The sequence below is a fragment of the Shewanella sp. HL-SH4 genome, assembly GCF_051164845.1.
Lineage (GTDB): Bacteria > Pseudomonadota > Gammaproteobacteria > Enterobacterales > Shewanellaceae > Shewanella > Shewanella glacialimarina.
Window position 1 is genome coordinate 1,758,351 of the sequence record NZ_CP195037.1, and the last position, 16,760, is coordinate 1,775,110.

Consider the following 16,760-nt stretch of genomic DNA (forward strand, 5'->3'; position numbering starts at 1 on the left):
ATTAGATGATTATGATGATTATGCCTAATCAATTTAAACTACCTTTGTGTCTAGCTCTTACCTAAGAGCTAAGTTAACTTCAACCTCAATTTAGCACTGCCTATACAAGATATCATTACTTGTTAATGTGCCTGGTTTACTTCTTTTTGGCGACGTCTAATACCCGCTAAAGCAAACCCGCTAAACACCGCAAACATCAACCACATTTGTAACCATTGCGGCATTATTGCCGACCAGTCTGCGCCCATTTGATTCAACGTCAACATGCTATTAATTGCAGGAATGGCTGGAATAACCTGTGACATCCACACGAGTGGCTCTGGAATTAATGCTATTGGCCACACAAAACCTGCAACAAACAAGATTGGCATTGATGACAGTAAAAAGATTTGAGTCGGCAAATCACGTCGGGTAAACAAACAGCTCAGCGCAATACCAGCAGCGGTTGTCGCCAATAAAAAGGGCAGCATCATTAGTGCCGTTTCTGCTAATGTTCCAAGTACAGTGACCTGATAAACATAAAAACAATAACCAATATAAAAGCTGCTAAATACGCTATATAAACTGACAAACATCGCCATTCTCGCGCTGAATATTGCCATAGGTGATTCTTGCTGCCAGTAGCCTTTTTTGCGCCACTGCCCAGCCCCTAAAATACCTGTGCCAATGAGTAATGTTTGATGCAAAATCAATATAAACAACCCAGGCACAACATAAGGCGTATAACCCAAGCTAGGATTAAAAACCGGCACGGCGTTAATATTGACCGAGTTGATATTTTGATCTGCAAGTGTAGGGTTTTCACCACGGGCTAATAAACCCATTAGTTGCACTTGCTTACCCGCATCCATACCCGCAGCGACTAACCCTTCAGCAACGGCTGAGTAAATCAAAAAGTAACTGGCATCACCGCCATAACTCAGCGTAGCGCCTTTGCCTAATAGTAAATTACGTCTAAATCCTTCGGGAATAACCAATAAACCGTAGGCGTTACCTTGCTGTATAAGCTGTTTAGCTTCGTTAATACTATTGGCATGGGCGATGATATGAATTTTGGCGCTGGCATCGGCATGGCGGGTTAACTTTCGGCTCAGCGAAGAGTTGTCCTGATCGACTACCACAATGGTTTGTTCGGTAGGCACTTGATGTAAATAGGGAAGTGGATACAACACAGAGTAAAATACCACGCCACCAAATAGGGTCACCACAATGGCTTTATCGGCGAGAAGTGCTCGCCATTCAGCAAAATAAAGCGCCCAAAATGTCATATAAACTCCGACTTTACTGACGAGCTGCTATCCAGCAAGCCTGTATCCAGTGTGTCATCTGATAATTTAGGTGCGCGATGCCATAACCCAACTATTACAGGAATAATGAAAATAAACATCCAATAGGAAGACAGTTGCTGCAAGACTAAGGCGCTGTCTGCGCCGTAACTCACCACACTGACATGGGAATCAATATAATGGCTCGATGGCATTAACAAGCGCCAATATTGAGCCAATTCTGGCATTTCATTGACCGGAAATGTTATCCCCATAAACGCAAAGGCTGGGGCAAATAATGCGGTACAAAAACTGACACAGCGAGCCGAATCTTTCATCATCAGGAAGATCATCGTCACTATTAACCATAACGCTATTAGCATAATGGCTTGGGCGATGATGAGTACCCCTAATGCACCCGCGTAAGGTAGCTGTAAATATTGGTACAATAACAATAAAATAAAACTACTGTGCAATAGCATGATGGGTAAAAATACTGCGCACTTAGCCAATACTTTTATCCACAAATCCTGCGGTAAGGTGACTTGATTATTTACCGTAATCAGCTCTTTGTTCAGTGCATTAGAAAACACCATCATGGTCAGTAATTGCCATAGTGCGATTAACACTGGCGGCACCAAAAAACCAACATAGTTATTATTGCGATTAAATAAGGCGGTAGTTTGACTCGTTACTGGCGATAGGTTTACCGCAATACTGGCATGATTGACGCCGCTCATTAATAGCTTTTGTTCAGCACTTTTAAACAGTCCGGCACCTAAACTCATCTGTATTTGGCTAGATAATAGTTTACCCACCAGCAAATATTGACTGTTGTAACGAATATCAATTGTAGGAGATTTTGAGGTCAATAATTGGTATTTAAACTGATAAGGAATCACCACCATTGCATACACTTTCGCTTCGCGCATGTCCTTGATGGCGAGATCTAATTGTCCATATGACTCTAGTTTCATCACTGCATTGGCCGACATTTTTCGGGTGAGCATTCTGGACATTTGGCTATTGTCTAAATCAACTACCGCAACGGGTAATTGCCTGGGCAATCCGGCGCTGAATAACCACCATAAGCACAGTACACTCACAATAGGAATATAGGTCACTAAGGCTAATTGCCAAGGTGATTGCCACAGTGTCCGCCACTCTCGCTTAACGAAATCCATCATGGTTAGCATGATTACTCAGCGTCATATTGATACAGTACAGACATACCGACACGAAGATCCGCAATAGGAGTTACTGGGGTTAATTCAACCTCAAAAGTGCGCATATCGAAGTCATGGCCACTTTCTGTTGAACGCCAGGTAGCAAAATGCCCCATCACGCTGACATGATCGACAGTAAAGTCATAGGTTTGCTGTAAAGCTGGCACAGTCAGTTTAATCAGCTGCCCTTGTTTAAAATCGGCTAATTGATCTTCTCTAACCTGTAAAATAGCCCATGAATCTTGCATATCTATCAAACTAACAACAGGGAAACCACTTGGGGCTAATTCACCCGCTTGCAATAACACCTCACTGACTTCAGCATTTTTAGGCGAACGCATCTGGCTATCGGCCATAATAGCATTGACCTCACGTACCGCGCCTTCAGCCATGCGTGCATTACCCGCCGCTGCGGCTTTGGTTTCTACCCGCGCACCCTCTTTTGCCATTTGAAACATCGCCAATGCGGCTTGTTCGGTATATCTTGCAGCCTGCCATTGGGTATAGGCTTCATCGCGCTTTTGTCTAGCAACGACACCTTCGGTGAATAAATTCTCTACCCGCTGATAAGTGGCTTGCATTAACTGATTAGCCGCTTTGGCTTTGCGCCATTGCTCTTCAGCAGCGGTAATTTCTTGTTGTCTGGCACCATTTTGCGCTTCGGTTTGCATTGCTTTAGCGGCATCTCGGCCGCCCTCTGCTTGCATCAATTTCGCATCCAGTTCAGGGCTGCTAATGGCAAATAACAAATCACCTTGAGTCACAATATCACCCCGGCGAACCATCACTTGCTCAACGCGTCCCGGCACCTTGGATGACACATTGTATTCTCGCGCCTCAATTTGGCCCTGTAGCGTCTGTGGCTTAGGCGTATAGGCCAGCCAAAGTCCATAAGCTAGAAATACTCCCAGAAAACATAATGCGATGACCGCTAAAAACTTATTTACTCGCATTATTGTTCTCCGGTGAAGTGATAACTGGGCTGGTTCGTGCAATAAACTCATCTAACTGACCGCTAATCGCCATCAACTTGGCGTAGGTTTGTAGGTAACGGTATTTAGCACCTAACTGCTGGGTTTTAACCGCAGCTAATTTAAGCTCGGCATCGACCCTGTCAATGGATGTCGATAGTCCTTGATTAAAAGCGAGCTCACGTAAGCGCAGGTTTTCCTCTGCTAACGCTAATGAAATATCTAAAGCATCAATCTCTTCAATGGCTTGCATCATTTGGCGGTACTGCTGCTCAACCAGTAGGCTTAAATCAAGTTGAGTTTGTGCTTTGGTGTGTCTTGCTTGTAATAAGGCACTTTTGGCAGCTTGCACCTTACCACTGTGACCATCACGGCTTAATAGTGGCACTTTTATGCCAACGCCAACCATCCAATCGGGTTCCACCTGTGAAAATAAGCTGTCATCTTCGTATAAGGTGTAATTGCCGTATAGAAATACCGTTGGGTAATAGCTGCCCTTCTCTAAATCCACTAGGCCATTGGCTTGTACTTCTTTGGCCTCGAGCAATTTTAACGCTGGATGAGTCGATAAGGTCAATTGACTCAGGCGCGATAACGCAGGTTGAGTATTAAGGATAAATAAAGCCGACGTCGGTGAAATTTGGCGCTGATGCATCATACTGGCAAGGGCTATTTCGGTCATTTCATATTGACGCTTGGCACGGGTCCAATTGACTTTGGCATTCTCTAATGCGACCTGGGCATTTAAGCGTTCAACTTTGGCAATTTGGCCTTGCTGCTCTAACTTTCTAGCATGATCTTCGTGCATTGTTAGTGATTCAACTAATTGATATTGAGTATCAGCTAGTGCTTGGGTCACTGCCACCGCGTAATAGCGGTCAACCAGCTGGGTAAATAAATCACGCTGGCTTAACGCTAGTTGCTGTTGCTCTTCAACAACCTGGGCAGCTTGAATACCTTGAGCAGCGGTAATTCTGCCCCCGGTATAAATTGGCCACATAGCTTGTAGGCTTGAGCGAAACACATCTTGCTCGGTAAAAGGGGTGACAAACGCTGATGCGGGAATGGTGGCTAACATACCGCCTATTGCGGGTGGCAATTGCGCTGGGTCAAGACCGGCTATCGGATTTAAGTCCATTAAATCCAGCTCAATTGGTTTTTCTAAATGGGTATAAGAACCAGCAATATCGACAGCAGGATAATTTAATGACTTACCCGCATCTTGTTTCGCTTGTGCGCGATTCACTTGCTGTTGCTTGGCTTGTAAGGTGTCGCTCACTTTTAATAAGTTTTGCCATGCCTGCTCAAAGCTCATGGTGCTCGAAGCTTGTGTTTGAGCAATACCTATGGGGGAAGTTTGAGGATCTTGCGCTGCACTCACATGGTTGACGCTGGCCAGCAGTAAAATAACAGCAGCCTTGATGAACCCAGACAAACGGGTCAGTGTTGAAGTCGCGAAAACTTGCTGTGAGCTAATCTGTAGATCCATGTCGTTCATCACCGTGTAGAGTTTTTGCTCTAATAATATAAATGAATTATAACCGACTCTTTGATTACTGCCACTCTCTAATGGCTATAGATGTTAAGTCTGTGCACTTAACTCCCTTTAGAGGCAGTTTATGCTTGGACCTGAAAAGTTAAGCTTGCTGTTATGAATATAATCCACCTCAAACACAATCCAGTTTGAGGTGGACGATGACATCAATTATGGCGATAAATTAAGCCGTACCGCCTACAGTGAGCTTGTCTAACTTTAAGGTTGGCTGACCCACACCAACAGGCACACTTTGACCGTCTTTACCACACACGCCAACACCTTTGTCTAATGCAAGATCATTACCCACCATAGATATCTGACTCATGGCTTCTGGGCCGTTGCCAATTAAGGTGGCACCTTTGATCGCTTTGGTCACTTCACCATTTTCAATCAAATAAGCTTCAGAAGCTGAGAACACGAATTTACCTGAAGTAATATCCACTTGCCCACCACCAAAATTAGGCGCGTAAATACCCTTTTTAACTGACTTGATAATGTCGGCTGGGTTAGATTGACCCGCTTCCATGTAAGTATTCGTCATACGTGGCATAGGTAAATGAGCATAAGATTCACGGCGGCCATTACCTGTAGACGCTTCACCCATTAATCGAGCGTTAAGCTTGTCTTGCATATAGCCTTTTAAGATACCGTTTTCAATCAGAGTGGTTTTTTGGGTCGGCACGCCTTCATCATCAATACTTAATGATCCACGGCGATTTTTCATGGTGCCATCATCAACCACTGTCACTAAACTTGATGCTACCGACTGGCCAATTTTGCCACTAAAAGCACTGCTGCCTTTACGGTTAAAGTCACCCTCTAAGCCATGTCCTACTGCTTCATGCAGCAATACCCCAGGCCAGCCATTGCCGAGTACTACGGCCATCTCACCCGCTGGAGCATCGATGGCATGAATATTCACCTGTGCTTGGCGCACTGCTTCACGGGCAAACTCAAAACTGTGTGGCAGTCCTGCATCGTCCGTGGTTAAAAATACGCTGTAATCATGTCGACCACCGCCACCAGCACTGCCGCGTTCACGCTTGCCGTTTTCTTCTAAAATAACACTACAGTTAAAACGCACTAATGGGCGCACATCAGCAGCTAGAGTACCGTCACTGGCCGCGACGAGAATTTCTTCATGCACGCCAGATAAACTGATCACAGCTTGAATAACCCGGCTATCTAAGCTGCGAATATACGCATCCGCTTGCTTTAGCAAATCAATTTTTTTGACTTCATCCATCGCCGCAATAGGGTCAGCACTATCGTACAGTTGAATAGTTTTAGTGCGGCTAAAGGCTTTGACTTTGTGCTGTTCACCGGCAATCGCTATACCACGGGCCGCTCGTGCTACTGCATCTAATGCTGCGGGGCTAATTTCATCTGCATAAGCAAAACCGGTTTTTTCGCCGGTAATGGCGCGCACGCCCACTCCCCGCTCAATATGAAAACTGCCTTCTTTAATGATGCCATCTTCCAGTACCCAAGACTCATGGCGACTGCCTTGAAAATACAGATCAGAGAAGTCAATTTGATGTTGGTGAATGATGGCTAAATAATCTTGCAGGCCATCGATTGTCAGTCCACCTTGAAATAAGCTTTGCTCAACTTGCGATAAAAAAGGCATTCATATTCTCTTTATTCAATCTAATCAACCCGCAGCTTCTATTTAGCCAGCGCGGGAGCAATAAAACGATTATGCCCTAACACAGGCATTTGTTGGCGAATTTCTGTTACTTGTTTTAAATCTATCTCGGCTTGAACCCAACCTAACCCTTCGGGTAGTTCGGCAATCACTTTCCCCCAGGGGTCAACAATCATGCTGTGGCCCCAGGTTTCTCGGCTACCTTCATTATGTTGCCCCCATTGCCCTGCGCCAAGTAGGTAGCATTGGGTTTCAATTGCCCTGGCCTGTAACAATACTTGCCAATGCGCAGCTCCGGTCACTTTAGTGAAGGCCGAAGGTAATGCAATAATATCAGCTCCGGCTAAGCGCAGTGCACGAAACACATCAGGGAAGCGAATGTCGTAACAAATCGCTAGGCCAACCTTGCCAAAAGGAGTATCAACAACCGTAATACGGGAACCTGGGTGGAAGGTATCACTTTCACGATAAGTCTTAGTGCCATCGGCAACCTCTACATCAAATAAGTGCAGCTTATCGTATGAGCCTAAGGTTTCACCACTATCATTGAATAAATAACTGCGGCTATAAACCCTATGGTCATCGGCACGCATTGGAATCGTCCCTGCGACCATATAAACCTGATGCTTTTGTGCTAAATCGGCTAATGCTTGTTTAAGTTCACCGTTGTCATCAGTGCCTGCATATTGTAATTGCTGTGACTCATGACCGCCAAATAACAAACTGCATTCAGGTAAAACCACTAACTGCGGTTGTGAAGGTTGTCGAGGTAATAGGTTAAGCTGCGCGTTGATAAAAGCCAGATTGGCCTGAACGTCTCGACTGCTTTGACATTGTAACAAACTGATTTGCATAACTGTCCCTTTTCAAATATCGCAGATTACTGGCATTAACACTGGGGGCGGTTAATGGTTTATCACCGGTTTCGTTTTCTGATTGAGTTCCAGCGTCTTTTGAGGCTGGCGCTTGAGGCGCAGGACTATTAGCTTCACCCTTTGATGATGGCTCTTGTGTGCCTTTGCCATCGGCAGTCACATCTTCAGCGCCCGGAAAAATACCATTCTCACGTAATATCGACTCTGGAATAACAATCTCTTTGCTTTTGCGCTCTAACTCTTGGAGTTCAGGGTTATCCATGGTGCCTTTTAAGCGAAATCTTATTTCAGAAATAATCTCAATCACTGGCTCCAATACCTTCGTCAGTGCAAATGCACCAATACCTAATGTCCAGGCGCTAGTACTTAAAAATACCACGGTTGGCACACTGGATGCTAATTGAGGCATAAAGCGGATGTCGTAATTTAGGCTTTGAGTGGTTAAATCTGTATAACCGCGCACTTTCATATTGCCCGCCACGGCATCCATTTCTGTGTCGGTGGTTTTAACCACGCCATCTTTAATGTCTAAGTTACCCTTAAAGCTATTAAAATATAAACCTGAACCAAACACGTCTGAAAAATCAAATGACAGTTTGCGTAAAATAGAATCTAAGCTGAAAAGTGAAAATATTCTCGCCCCTTTATCACTTATTTCCGACAAATGCCCTTTACCCATATCAAATTTAATTTTGCCATTTAAGGTTTCAAGCGAAAAGTTATAGGGCGCACCTTGCCATGAAAAATCACCCATAAACCCTAAAGGTGCATCTTGCAAGCCAGGATTAATGCCTAACAATGCTGATAAATCATCAAACTTATCGGCATTCAATTTAACATCAAATTGAGTCATGGTGCCGATGCTATTTTTGGTCCATGCGCCTTTGGCCTGTAAACTAATATTAGATACTGGGTGCGTTAATGACACCGTTTGAAAACGATACCCTTGATCATAAGGATTGGCTTGCATTTGCAGATGACCAAATTGCATATCAAAGACTGTAAAGTCATCAACATCAATAGCCAGCGGCGGCAAACTATCAAGCAGAGTGTCGGGGCTGTATTCTGCATCTTGGCTGTCTTTTACAACGGGTGCTAAGTGCAGCTTGTCGGCCACAATTTTAAGCCCTTGCTCCCGCCAGTTTTTATAAAAATCAACTCGCCCTTCAAACTGTGTCGAGTTGACATTAAATCGCCAGACCTCATCGATGGGACTGGCTGTCAGTTTTAGCTGTTCAAAGTTTTGCGCCAGTAAATTGAACTGATCAATACTGGCATTAATTTGTTTTAAAGCAGGAAACGTCGACTTTGATGCAACCAATGGCTCTGGGTTAGCGCTGACAACAGTTTCTGCTGTCGATGCAGTAAAACCGCGAATAATGGGCAACCATTCGGTTAGATTGGCTTGCTTAAGGTCAATATGAATAACGCCATCTTGTTGGCTCAATGTGTCACCAAACTTAAAGTTTCGCCCTAACATTAAGTCATAAAACTGCAAAGCGTTACCGTCTTTATCCCCTAGGCCACCCCAAAATTCAGCTTGATCGCTCAGCTTAACATTGACTGTAATTTGTTTGTTGTCACCCATAATGTCGGCAGACAATTTTTGCGACTGCTCAACGGTTTTAGCAAAGGGAGCGGGTAACGACACACTTACCCCTTGAAGGTCTGTTTCTGCTTGGGCGCGCAAACTATAGCCTTGATCGCCAAACATCATCATTAACTGGCCTGTCCAATCGAGAGCACCTTGGTAGTAATCGCTCAGCGGATGATTAAAAGATGTCGGTAAAGATGCAATATCCATATTGCCTCTAAAGTCGACATCTAACGCTAGCTGACGGCCTTTTTCTTTAGTGGCAAAGCTAAATTGCAGCGGCTGGCCAAATAGTTTAGCTTTTAGGTTTTTTCCTGTGACCAAGTTATTTTCAAAACTTAAATCACCATTGACTTGCGTTAAATTAACACCTGGCTGGCTAATAAACACCGGATTATTTTCGAAACGGACGATGCCTTTAATTAACGGATTTTCGCCTTTAAATAACGGAATCGACAGATCTAACAACGTATTCAGGTTTTGTTTAACCTGCACCACAGCAAGGGTTGAGCCCACGCTCGATTTAAGTGGTGAGGCGTTAATAACTTGCGCTGCCGCTTGTGCATCCATCCATAAATCAGCATCAACTCGCAACAAAGACTTAGCGCCTAGCTCAGGGATCCACACTTTGGTGCCATCAACAGCCACCTGGCCTAACTTGCCTGAGTTAATGGTGAGATCCATTAGCTTATTTTCAAAAAAAGCATATAAATCTAGCTGTTTTACCGCAGGCCAATCTGGCTGAAACTTAAACTCGGCTTGGTTAATATTGAACTCAGCTTGAAATACCCCATCAAAATCAACATAGGGATAACGATTAAAAGCGCCTCGCCACAGTACATTCGCCTGTTCAATATGCCCTGCCTGTAAGCCGCTGTCTAAATACTCGACAAGACTAGGCGACATCGCCATTAAAGGAAAATAATCACTGGCTTTAGCCACATCGGTAATATCAAGATTAGCCGCTAACGCCATATAAGGATTATCGCCAAGATGAAGATTAAGCGCTGCCTGCAAACGAATGTCATCATTATAAAAGGCAATATCTGGCGCAGTGAGTCGCATGTCTTTAAGATCAAAACTAACCGATAATGTTTGACCTGTTAACTGTAAAGGTTGATTAAAACCGCCTGCAAAATCTATATTATAATCTTGCTCTGGCAGATCTGCCTGTAAGGTGTTATTTGCCCAGGATAAATGTAAATCAACGGGACTAAGACCTGGTAACTGTTCAAATGCTTGCCATGTTAACTGACTTAAGCTGGCTGATGCCGCCCACGGTTTATCTTTAGCTTTATAAAGCTTTATGGGGCCGATATCGCCTTGTACATTAATATCCCGCCACAGCTGCACATCATCATGGCCTACGCTGGGGATTAGCGGTAATAACGGGGCAAGATTATTTAAGTTAATTTTATTCAGTTGGCCAAATAATTGCGCGTTATGATACGCCAGCGATAAACTCAGTTCAGGCCAGGTTTTTTGATTTGACTCAATAGCTAACTGATGACTTTGAATCTGCCATCCTTCAGGGGTATTTTGCCAGGTTAATTGACCATTTTTGATATCGAAACGCTGTGTATTGCGAGCTTCAACTGCATTTACTGCATTTACTGCATTTACTGCATTTTGTGTTATATCTGCTTCTTTATCAGGTTTGGTATTCGATGTGACATCGAAACTGGTGTCAAAAATCCCGCCGGTTTTAGGGCGCTTATCATCCCATTCTAACCAGCTTGGTTGAAATATTAACTGACCATCTTGAATATTACGTTCGGCGAAACTGAACCAGGCTTCAAAATTAACCACACCTTTAAAACTGATATTATTTACATCACTTTGGGGATTAATTCGCCTTGAGGCCCACTCACCAATATCGAGTGCTGCGGCGGCAATATAAATATCACCCTTTATCGATTCAGGCTGATAACCATTACCTTGTAATGCAATTTGTAATGATAACGACTCTTTATCAGATGCTTGATCATCAACAAATAAGCTCCCCTCGCCCCGGTGCTCGCCGCCTTGATTGAGCCAAACTAAGTTATCAATAAAAATAGGCCGAAATTGATGCAAAGAACTGTTCAGTTGTACTGAAACATTATTAATAGAAAAGTGGCCTAATTGTTCGAGTAAAAAAGCATACAGCCAATCCATATTGGTTATGGGTGTTGATGATGTGCTTTGATTGGATAAATTATCTACATCGATTGCGATACGGACCTTATCAAAGCTGACCGTTTCTATTTGCGGCGATAATGTCAGTAATGATTGCCAAAAATCGAGTTTGATATTGACCTGCTCACTGATTAAGGTTATCGGTAGATTATCTTGCGGTGGTAACACTAGGTTAGTGACAGTTAACGCTGGTCCATAGGCTTGCCATTTCGCTGACAATCCTTCCAACTGCAGCTTTACTCCATAGTTTTTTTCCACATAAATCAGTATTTCTTGGCGAACTTCTGGAATATGGGGCAACAAGCCCCGAATAAGACTGACCCCAAGCGCAAAAAGTACTAGCAAAATAGCGAGTACTTGTAAGCTGGTGCGCCCAATAGCTGTCAGACGTGGTAACCACACTACATCATCACCACATCATATTTATTTTGAGTGTACAGGGTTTCATTTTGCAGACGAATACGTTTACCTATATACACCTCAAGCTCAGCCAATAAATGACTTTCATCACCACTAAAGCTCATATAAACCGCAGGTGAACAATACAATAAAAACTCATCTGCTTTGTATGCACGATTGAGACGAATGATTTCTCTGAAAATTTCATAAGAGACGGTTTCTACTGTCTTCATGGAACCTGTGCCTAAACAGGCTGGGCATTCACCACACACAACATGCTCTAAGCTCTCGCGGGTTCGCTTGCGGGTCATTTCCACCAGCCCAAGCCCTGAAAAGCCACTGACACTGGTTTTTACTCTGTCTAGCGCTAATGCGGCATTTAAACTTTCTAATACCCGCGCCTGGTGCTCACTACTGAGCATATCAATAAAGTCGATAATGATAATGCCACCTAAGTTACGTAACCTAAGTTGCTTGGCAATAGCTTGAGTGGCTTCGAGATTGGTATTGAAGATGGTTTCTTCAAGATTTCGATGGCCAACAAATGCACCGGTATTAATATCGACGGTTGTCATAGCTTCGGTTTGATCGATAATCAAATACCCGCCGGATTTAAGCTCAACCTTACGACCTAGCGCTCGCTGAATTTCATTTTCAACATCGTACAGTTCAAAAATGGGCGCAGGACCTTCATAAAGCTCAATCTTTTGCGCGATTTCAGGCATAAACTCCTGTGCAAATTGCTGTAGTTCAGCAAAAGTACGTCTAGAATCGACTTTAATATTGTCAAGATCAGTGCCGACAAAATCGCGAATAATTCTCACCGGTAAAGCTAAGTCTTGGTAAAGTAAACAAGCACCTTTGCGCTTACGGCGCTCACTGACTTTAGCCCACACTCGACGTAAAAAAGCCGCATCTTGTGCCAGTTCGTCTTCACCTATATTTTCCGCGGCGGTGCGAATAATAAAACCACCATCTTCATCAACATAAGGTAAGGTAATATTTTTCAGACGGGCGCGTTCATCTTCAAGCTCAATCCGTTGTGATACACCCACATGGCTTGAACCTGGCATAAAGACTAAGTAACGAGACGGTAAGGTGATATCTGTGGTTAATCGAGCGCCTTTTGTGCCAAGCGGATCTTTAACCACTTGCACCATTATATCTTGCCCCTGGCGCACAAGTTCGGCGATATCACGTACGACAAAGTGGCCTTTTTCAACATCGGCGACACATTCTGTGTGCGGTACTATGTCTGAGGCATGTAAAAATGCGGCTTTATCTAAACCAATATCGACAAAGGCAGCCTGCATGCCGGGTAAAACTCGGCTGATTTTGCCTTTATAGATATTACCAACTAAGCCTCGTTTCATCCGACGCTCAATATGCACTTCTTGTAACACACCATGTTCAATTAAGGCTACGCGCGCCTCTGTAGGTGTGACATTTATCAGTAATTCCGATCCTTTCTTACGCTGTGCTTTGATATTCATAAGCCACCAGTATTCAGGTCACATGCTTGCTCTTGTTCAATTAAATGATGAGTAAAGAGCTAACATGAAAATTAAAATGATTTGTGTGTTATTTCTGTATTCACGGTTGAGCCATTAGCTGCATTAATTGTCGTGTTTCTACTAACGGCAAGCCGACAACGGCAGAATAGCTGCCTTTAATCGTCTCAACAAAACAACCTCCAAGCGCCTGAATACCGTAAGCACCGGCTTTATCCATTGGTTCTTGAGTGGCTATATAAGTGTCAATTTCAGTGTCGGTAATAGTGCAAAAGGTCACATCGGTAACACAAAGTCGGCTATACGCATGTGTACCATCGGTCATGGCGACAGCTGTCATCACTTGATGGGTATGACCTGACAGTTGACGCAAAATATGTTTCGCATCAGCAGCATTTTGCGGTTTACCCAAAATTTTGCCTTCAAGCACTACTGACGTATCTGATCCTAACACCTTGGCATCTGTTAGCGTTGGCACTAATAACAATCCAGCTTGCGCTTTTTCTAACGCAAGACGAACCACATAATCAGCAGCAGACTCGTTCGTTAATGGCGTTTCATCAATATCAGGGGACACCTGCTCAAAGGAAAAGTCAGCAATTGAAAATCCAGCCTGGGCAAACAGTTGTTTTCGTCTAGGTGAAGTGGAAGCTAAAACCCAAGTCATTTGAATTACACTCTCTTTAAAATCAGCCCCTAATGAGCAGCTATAGTATCAACAAATCAATTACGCTGATGTTAAGCAACTAACGTACTTTATACCTACGGCGAATATTTCTCAGTATCCAAAATACCCACCACCAAATTAGTACGCTTGAAAATGCAGGTAAAAACATATCGGTTTTGAAAGGCGTTTTGCCAACGAGCACATATTCGGCCCAATAAATAACAAAATGATAGATACAAATAAACATTGCAATCAGCAGTGTTTGTTGCCAACGGGGAAAATTTCGTAAGCGTTGAAAATGCATCACAACAACATAAGTTATGAGTGCGAAAGCTAACCCTCTTATCCCTAATGTGGCGCCAAGTAATACGTCCAATAGCACGCCTAATACCCAGGCCGTCAAAATACTATAACGGTGCGGCAATGCCATTGCCCAATATATCATCACCATCAACAGCCAATCAGGACGCCATGCAGCAACCACATGGGGCAATGGCATAATCTGGAACATCATGCCAATAAATAATGTAATCCAAACCACCAAACGGCCATTGGGGATGTGAGCGCTCATTGTCTCACCTCTGTGGTTGACTGTGTTTGAGTTGATTGTGTTTGAATTGGCTGTGCTGGGGTTGGTTGCACAGGAATAGACTGTGTTTGCGTTTGTTGCACTTGATTGGGCTGTACTTGATTCGGCTGCATTTCGCTTGAGGGCTCTTGCTGCGTCGCGCTATCGGGAGTGGGCTCGATTGCAACGCCTGAATCAATTTTTGGTTCGACAGTGTTATTGTTATCAGTCTGCTCTACGGCCGGTAAAATAGGCCAAAAAGGCTTATCATCTGCTTCACCGGGCCAAATCAATAACACATAACGAATACGGTCTAAAGCAGCCAAAGGTTGGGCATTTATAACAGCATAACTTTGGCCATCGTCCCGTGACACAGATGTCACCCTAGCAACAGGGTAGCCTTCAGGAAAACGATTACCTAGGCCAGAAGTCACTAATAAGTCACCAGCAATAACATCAGTGCTTTTTGCTACGTGCCGTAACTCAACTTGATCAATTTCACCTGTACCATTTGCAATAGCACGCACATCATTGCGGGTTACACGCACCGGAATACCATGGCTAGCATCTGAAACCAATAACACTCGACTGGTTAATTCACTGACCTCAATGACCTGACCCACAACACCTTTTGCGTCAACCACTGGCTGGCCTACAAACACACCGGTTCGCTGACCATGATTGAGAACCACTAACTGACGAAATGGATCGCTAGCCACTTCCATCACTTCTGCAACCACTTTGCGGGATTCCATATGTACTGGTGACCCTAAAAGTGCTCTTAAGCGGACATTTTCTTGGCGTAAATGCTCAAAACGTTGTAAACGCTCTGACATTAATAACTGCTGATCCATTAGCGTTTTATTTTGTACCGCCAGCATATTACGCGTCGCCAAGGCTTCAGCAGTCCAATCAAGCATCAAACCGGGGACATTAGCTAAATATTGTAATGGACTTAATAAGGAAGAAAGAGATTGGCGAACAGGCTCAAGGCGATCGTTGGCAACAAATAATGCCACCGACAAAATAATAGCCAGTGTGAGACGGAATTGGTGTGAAATACCACGAACAAAAATTGGTTTCATAAAAAATTAGGCGGCAAAGCCAAATAGTCCTTCTTGCCAATAGCCAAAAGCTAACACACTTCGCCGCTTAATGAGGGGATTGATTAGTTCTCTTCAGAGAACAAATCGCCACCATGCATATCGATCATTTCTAACGCTTTACCACCGCCACGCGCAACACACGTCAGTGGATCATCCGCTACCATGACTGGAATGCCGGTTTCTTGCATTAATAAGCGATCTAAATCACGAAGTAATGCGCCGCCACCTGTTAGTACCATACCGCGCTCTGAAATATCAGACGCTAATTCAGGAGGAGATTGCTCAAGGGCAACCATAACGGCACTAACAATACCTGATAATGGCTCTTGCAATGCTTCTAAAATCTCGTTGCTGTTCAACGTAAAGCTTCTTGGAACACCTTCGGCCAAGTTACGACCACGCACTTCAATTTCAAGCACTTCATCACCTGGGTAAGCAGTACCAATAGAGTGCTTGATACGTTCTGCGGTAGCTTCACCAATTAACGAACCATAATTACGACGAACATAATTGATAATGGCATCATCAAACTTGTCACCACCGATACGAACCGATGATGAATACACCACACCATTTAACGAAATGATTGCCACTTCAGTAGTACCACCACCGATATCGACAACCATAGAACCGGTTGCTTCAGATACTGGTAAACCAGCACCAATTGCAGCAGCCATAGGTTCTTCAATTAAGTAAACCTCACGAGCACCTGCACCCATTGCCGATTCACGTATCGCACGACGTTCAACTTGCGTAGCACCAACTGGCACACAAACTAATACGCGAGGACTTGGGCGGAAAAAGCTATTGTTATGCACTTGTTTGATAAAGTGCTGCAACATTTTTTCTGTCACATAAAAATCTGCAATTACGCCATCTTTCATTGGGCGAATAGCTTGAATATTGCCAGGTGTTCGGCCAAGCATTTGTTTTGCTTCGGTTCCGACTGCTGCCACTGATTTGGGCCCATTACCGTTTCGCTCACCACGAATAGCAACTACTGAGGGTTCGTTTAACACGATACCTTCATCGCGAACATAAATAAGAGTGTTTGCCGTACCTAAATCGATCGATAGGTCGTTAGAAAAAATGCCGCGCAGCTTTTTGAACATGTATCAGGCCTGTATTCTGTGAAGTCAGAAGAAAAAAATCAGCTAACTTTATCAATCACACCCACAATCCACAAGACCGTGAGGGTTAACAATTGCTAATCTG

The 16,760-nt window shown here is 43.9% G+C and carries 12 protein-coding genes; all 12 read right to left on the reverse strand.

All coding sequences use genetic code 11. The features are described from left to right. Positions 1-122 precede the first annotated feature (122 nt). On the reverse strand, positions 123-1,268 hold the full coding sequence (locus tag ACRWQL_RS08645; RefSeq protein WP_434953109.1) for an ABC transporter permease: 1,146 nt from the start codon (positions 1,266-1,268) through the stop codon (positions 123-125). Continuing rightward, a complete protein-coding gene (locus ACRWQL_RS08650; RefSeq protein ID WP_434953110.1) occupies positions 1,265-2,461 on the reverse strand; it encodes an ABC transporter permease in 1,197 nt (398 codons plus the stop codon). Before ACRWQL_RS08650 ends, ACRWQL_RS08645 begins: the two co-directional genes overlap by 4 nt. Before the next feature lie 2 nt (positions 2,462-2,463). Then, a complete protein-coding gene (locus ACRWQL_RS08655) occupies positions 2,464-3,444 on the reverse strand; it encodes an HlyD family secretion protein (protein WP_434953111.1) in 981 nt (326 codons plus the stop codon). After that, complete coding sequence (locus ACRWQL_RS08660) at positions 3,431-4,777, reverse strand: TolC family protein (RefSeq protein ID WP_434953353.1); 1,347 nt, start codon at positions 4,775-4,777, stop codon at positions 3,431-3,433. Before ACRWQL_RS08660 ends, ACRWQL_RS08655 begins: the two co-directional genes overlap by 14 nt. A gap of 403 nt (positions 4,778-5,180) precedes the next feature. Then, positions 5,181-6,629 (reverse strand): metalloprotease TldD, encoded by a 1,449-nt coding sequence (tldD, locus tag ACRWQL_RS08665; protein ID WP_434953112.1) that lies wholly within the window; start codon positions 6,627-6,629, stop codon positions 5,181-5,183. Positions 6,630-6,667: 38 nt separating this feature from the next. After that, positions 6,668-7,501: a carbon-nitrogen hydrolase family protein gene (locus ACRWQL_RS08670; protein ID WP_434927959.1), complete on the reverse strand. Its 834-nt coding sequence runs from the start codon at positions 7,499-7,501 to the stop codon at positions 6,668-6,670. Beyond that, positions 7,425-11,696 (reverse strand): YhdP family protein, encoded by a 4,272-nt coding sequence (locus ACRWQL_RS08675; RefSeq protein ID WP_434953113.1) that lies wholly within the window; start codon positions 11,694-11,696, stop codon positions 7,425-7,427. Before ACRWQL_RS08675 ends, ACRWQL_RS08670 begins: the two co-directional genes overlap by 77 nt. Then, positions 11,696-13,186, reverse strand: a complete 1,491-nt coding sequence (gene rng, locus ACRWQL_RS08680; RefSeq protein WP_226411685.1) for a ribonuclease G — start codon at positions 13,184-13,186, stop codon at positions 11,696-11,698. Before rng ends, ACRWQL_RS08675 begins: the two co-directional genes overlap by 1 nt. A gap of 100 nt (positions 13,187-13,286) precedes the next feature. After that, positions 13,287-13,871, reverse strand: coding sequence for a Maf family protein (locus ACRWQL_RS08685; RefSeq protein ID WP_434953115.1), 585 nt, complete (start codon positions 13,869-13,871; stop codon positions 13,287-13,289). 79 nt (positions 13,872-13,950) lie between these two features. Then, positions 13,951-14,442, reverse strand: a complete 492-nt coding sequence (gene mreD / locus ACRWQL_RS08690; protein WP_226411689.1) for a rod shape-determining protein MreD — start codon at positions 14,440-14,442, stop codon at positions 13,951-13,953. Continuing rightward, on the reverse strand, positions 14,439-15,524 hold the full coding sequence (mreC, locus tag ACRWQL_RS08695; protein WP_434953116.1) for a rod shape-determining protein MreC: 1,086 nt from the start codon (positions 15,522-15,524) through the stop codon (positions 14,439-14,441). Before mreC ends, mreD begins: the two co-directional genes overlap by 4 nt. Before the next feature lie 83 nt (positions 15,525-15,607). After that, positions 15,608-16,657: a rod shape-determining protein gene (locus ACRWQL_RS08700; RefSeq protein WP_188842525.1), complete on the reverse strand. Its 1,050-nt coding sequence runs from the start codon at positions 16,655-16,657 to the stop codon at positions 15,608-15,610. Between the last annotated feature and the right edge of the window lie 103 nt (positions 16,658-16,760).

Bases quoted from the DNA above. Each gene is read 5' to 3' on its own strand.
- mreC (WP_434953116.1), bottom strand. From the start codon at position 15,524: ATGAAACCAATTTTTGTTCGTGGTATTTCACACCAATTCCGTCTCACA.
- mreD (WP_226411689.1), bottom strand. From the start codon at position 14,442: ATGAGCGCTCACATCCCCAATGGCCGTTTGGTGGTTTGGATTACATTA.
- ACRWQL_RS08645 (WP_434953109.1), bottom strand. From the start codon at position 1,268: ATGACATTTTGGGCGCTTTATTTTGCTGAATGGCGAGCACTTCTCGCC.
- rng (WP_226411685.1), bottom strand. From the start codon at position 13,186: ATGAATATCAAAGCACAGCGTAAGAAAGGATCGGAATTACTGATAAAT.
- tldD (WP_434953112.1), bottom strand. From the start codon at position 6,629: ATGCCTTTTTTATCGCAAGTTGAGCAAAGCTTATTTCAAGGTGGACTG.
- ACRWQL_RS08650 (WP_434953110.1), bottom strand. From the start codon at position 2,461: ATGCTAACCATGATGGATTTCGTTAAGCGAGAGTGGCGGACACTGTGG.
- ACRWQL_RS08660 (WP_434953353.1), bottom strand. From the start codon at position 4,777: ATGAGCTTTGAGCAGGCATGGCAAAACTTATTAAAAGTGAGCGACACC.
- ACRWQL_RS08685 (WP_434953115.1), bottom strand. From the start codon at position 13,871: ATGACTTGGGTTTTAGCTTCCACTTCACCTAGACGAAAACAACTGTTT.
- ACRWQL_RS08655 (WP_434953111.1), bottom strand. From the start codon at position 3,444: ATGCGAGTAAATAAGTTTTTAGCGGTCATCGCATTATGTTTTCTGGGA.
- ACRWQL_RS08670 (WP_434927959.1), bottom strand. From the start codon at position 7,501: ATGCAAATCAGTTTGTTACAATGTCAAAGCAGTCGAGACGTTCAGGCC.
- ACRWQL_RS08700 (WP_188842525.1), bottom strand. From the start codon at position 16,657: ATGTTCAAAAAGCTGCGCGGCATTTTTTCTAACGACCTATCGATCGAT.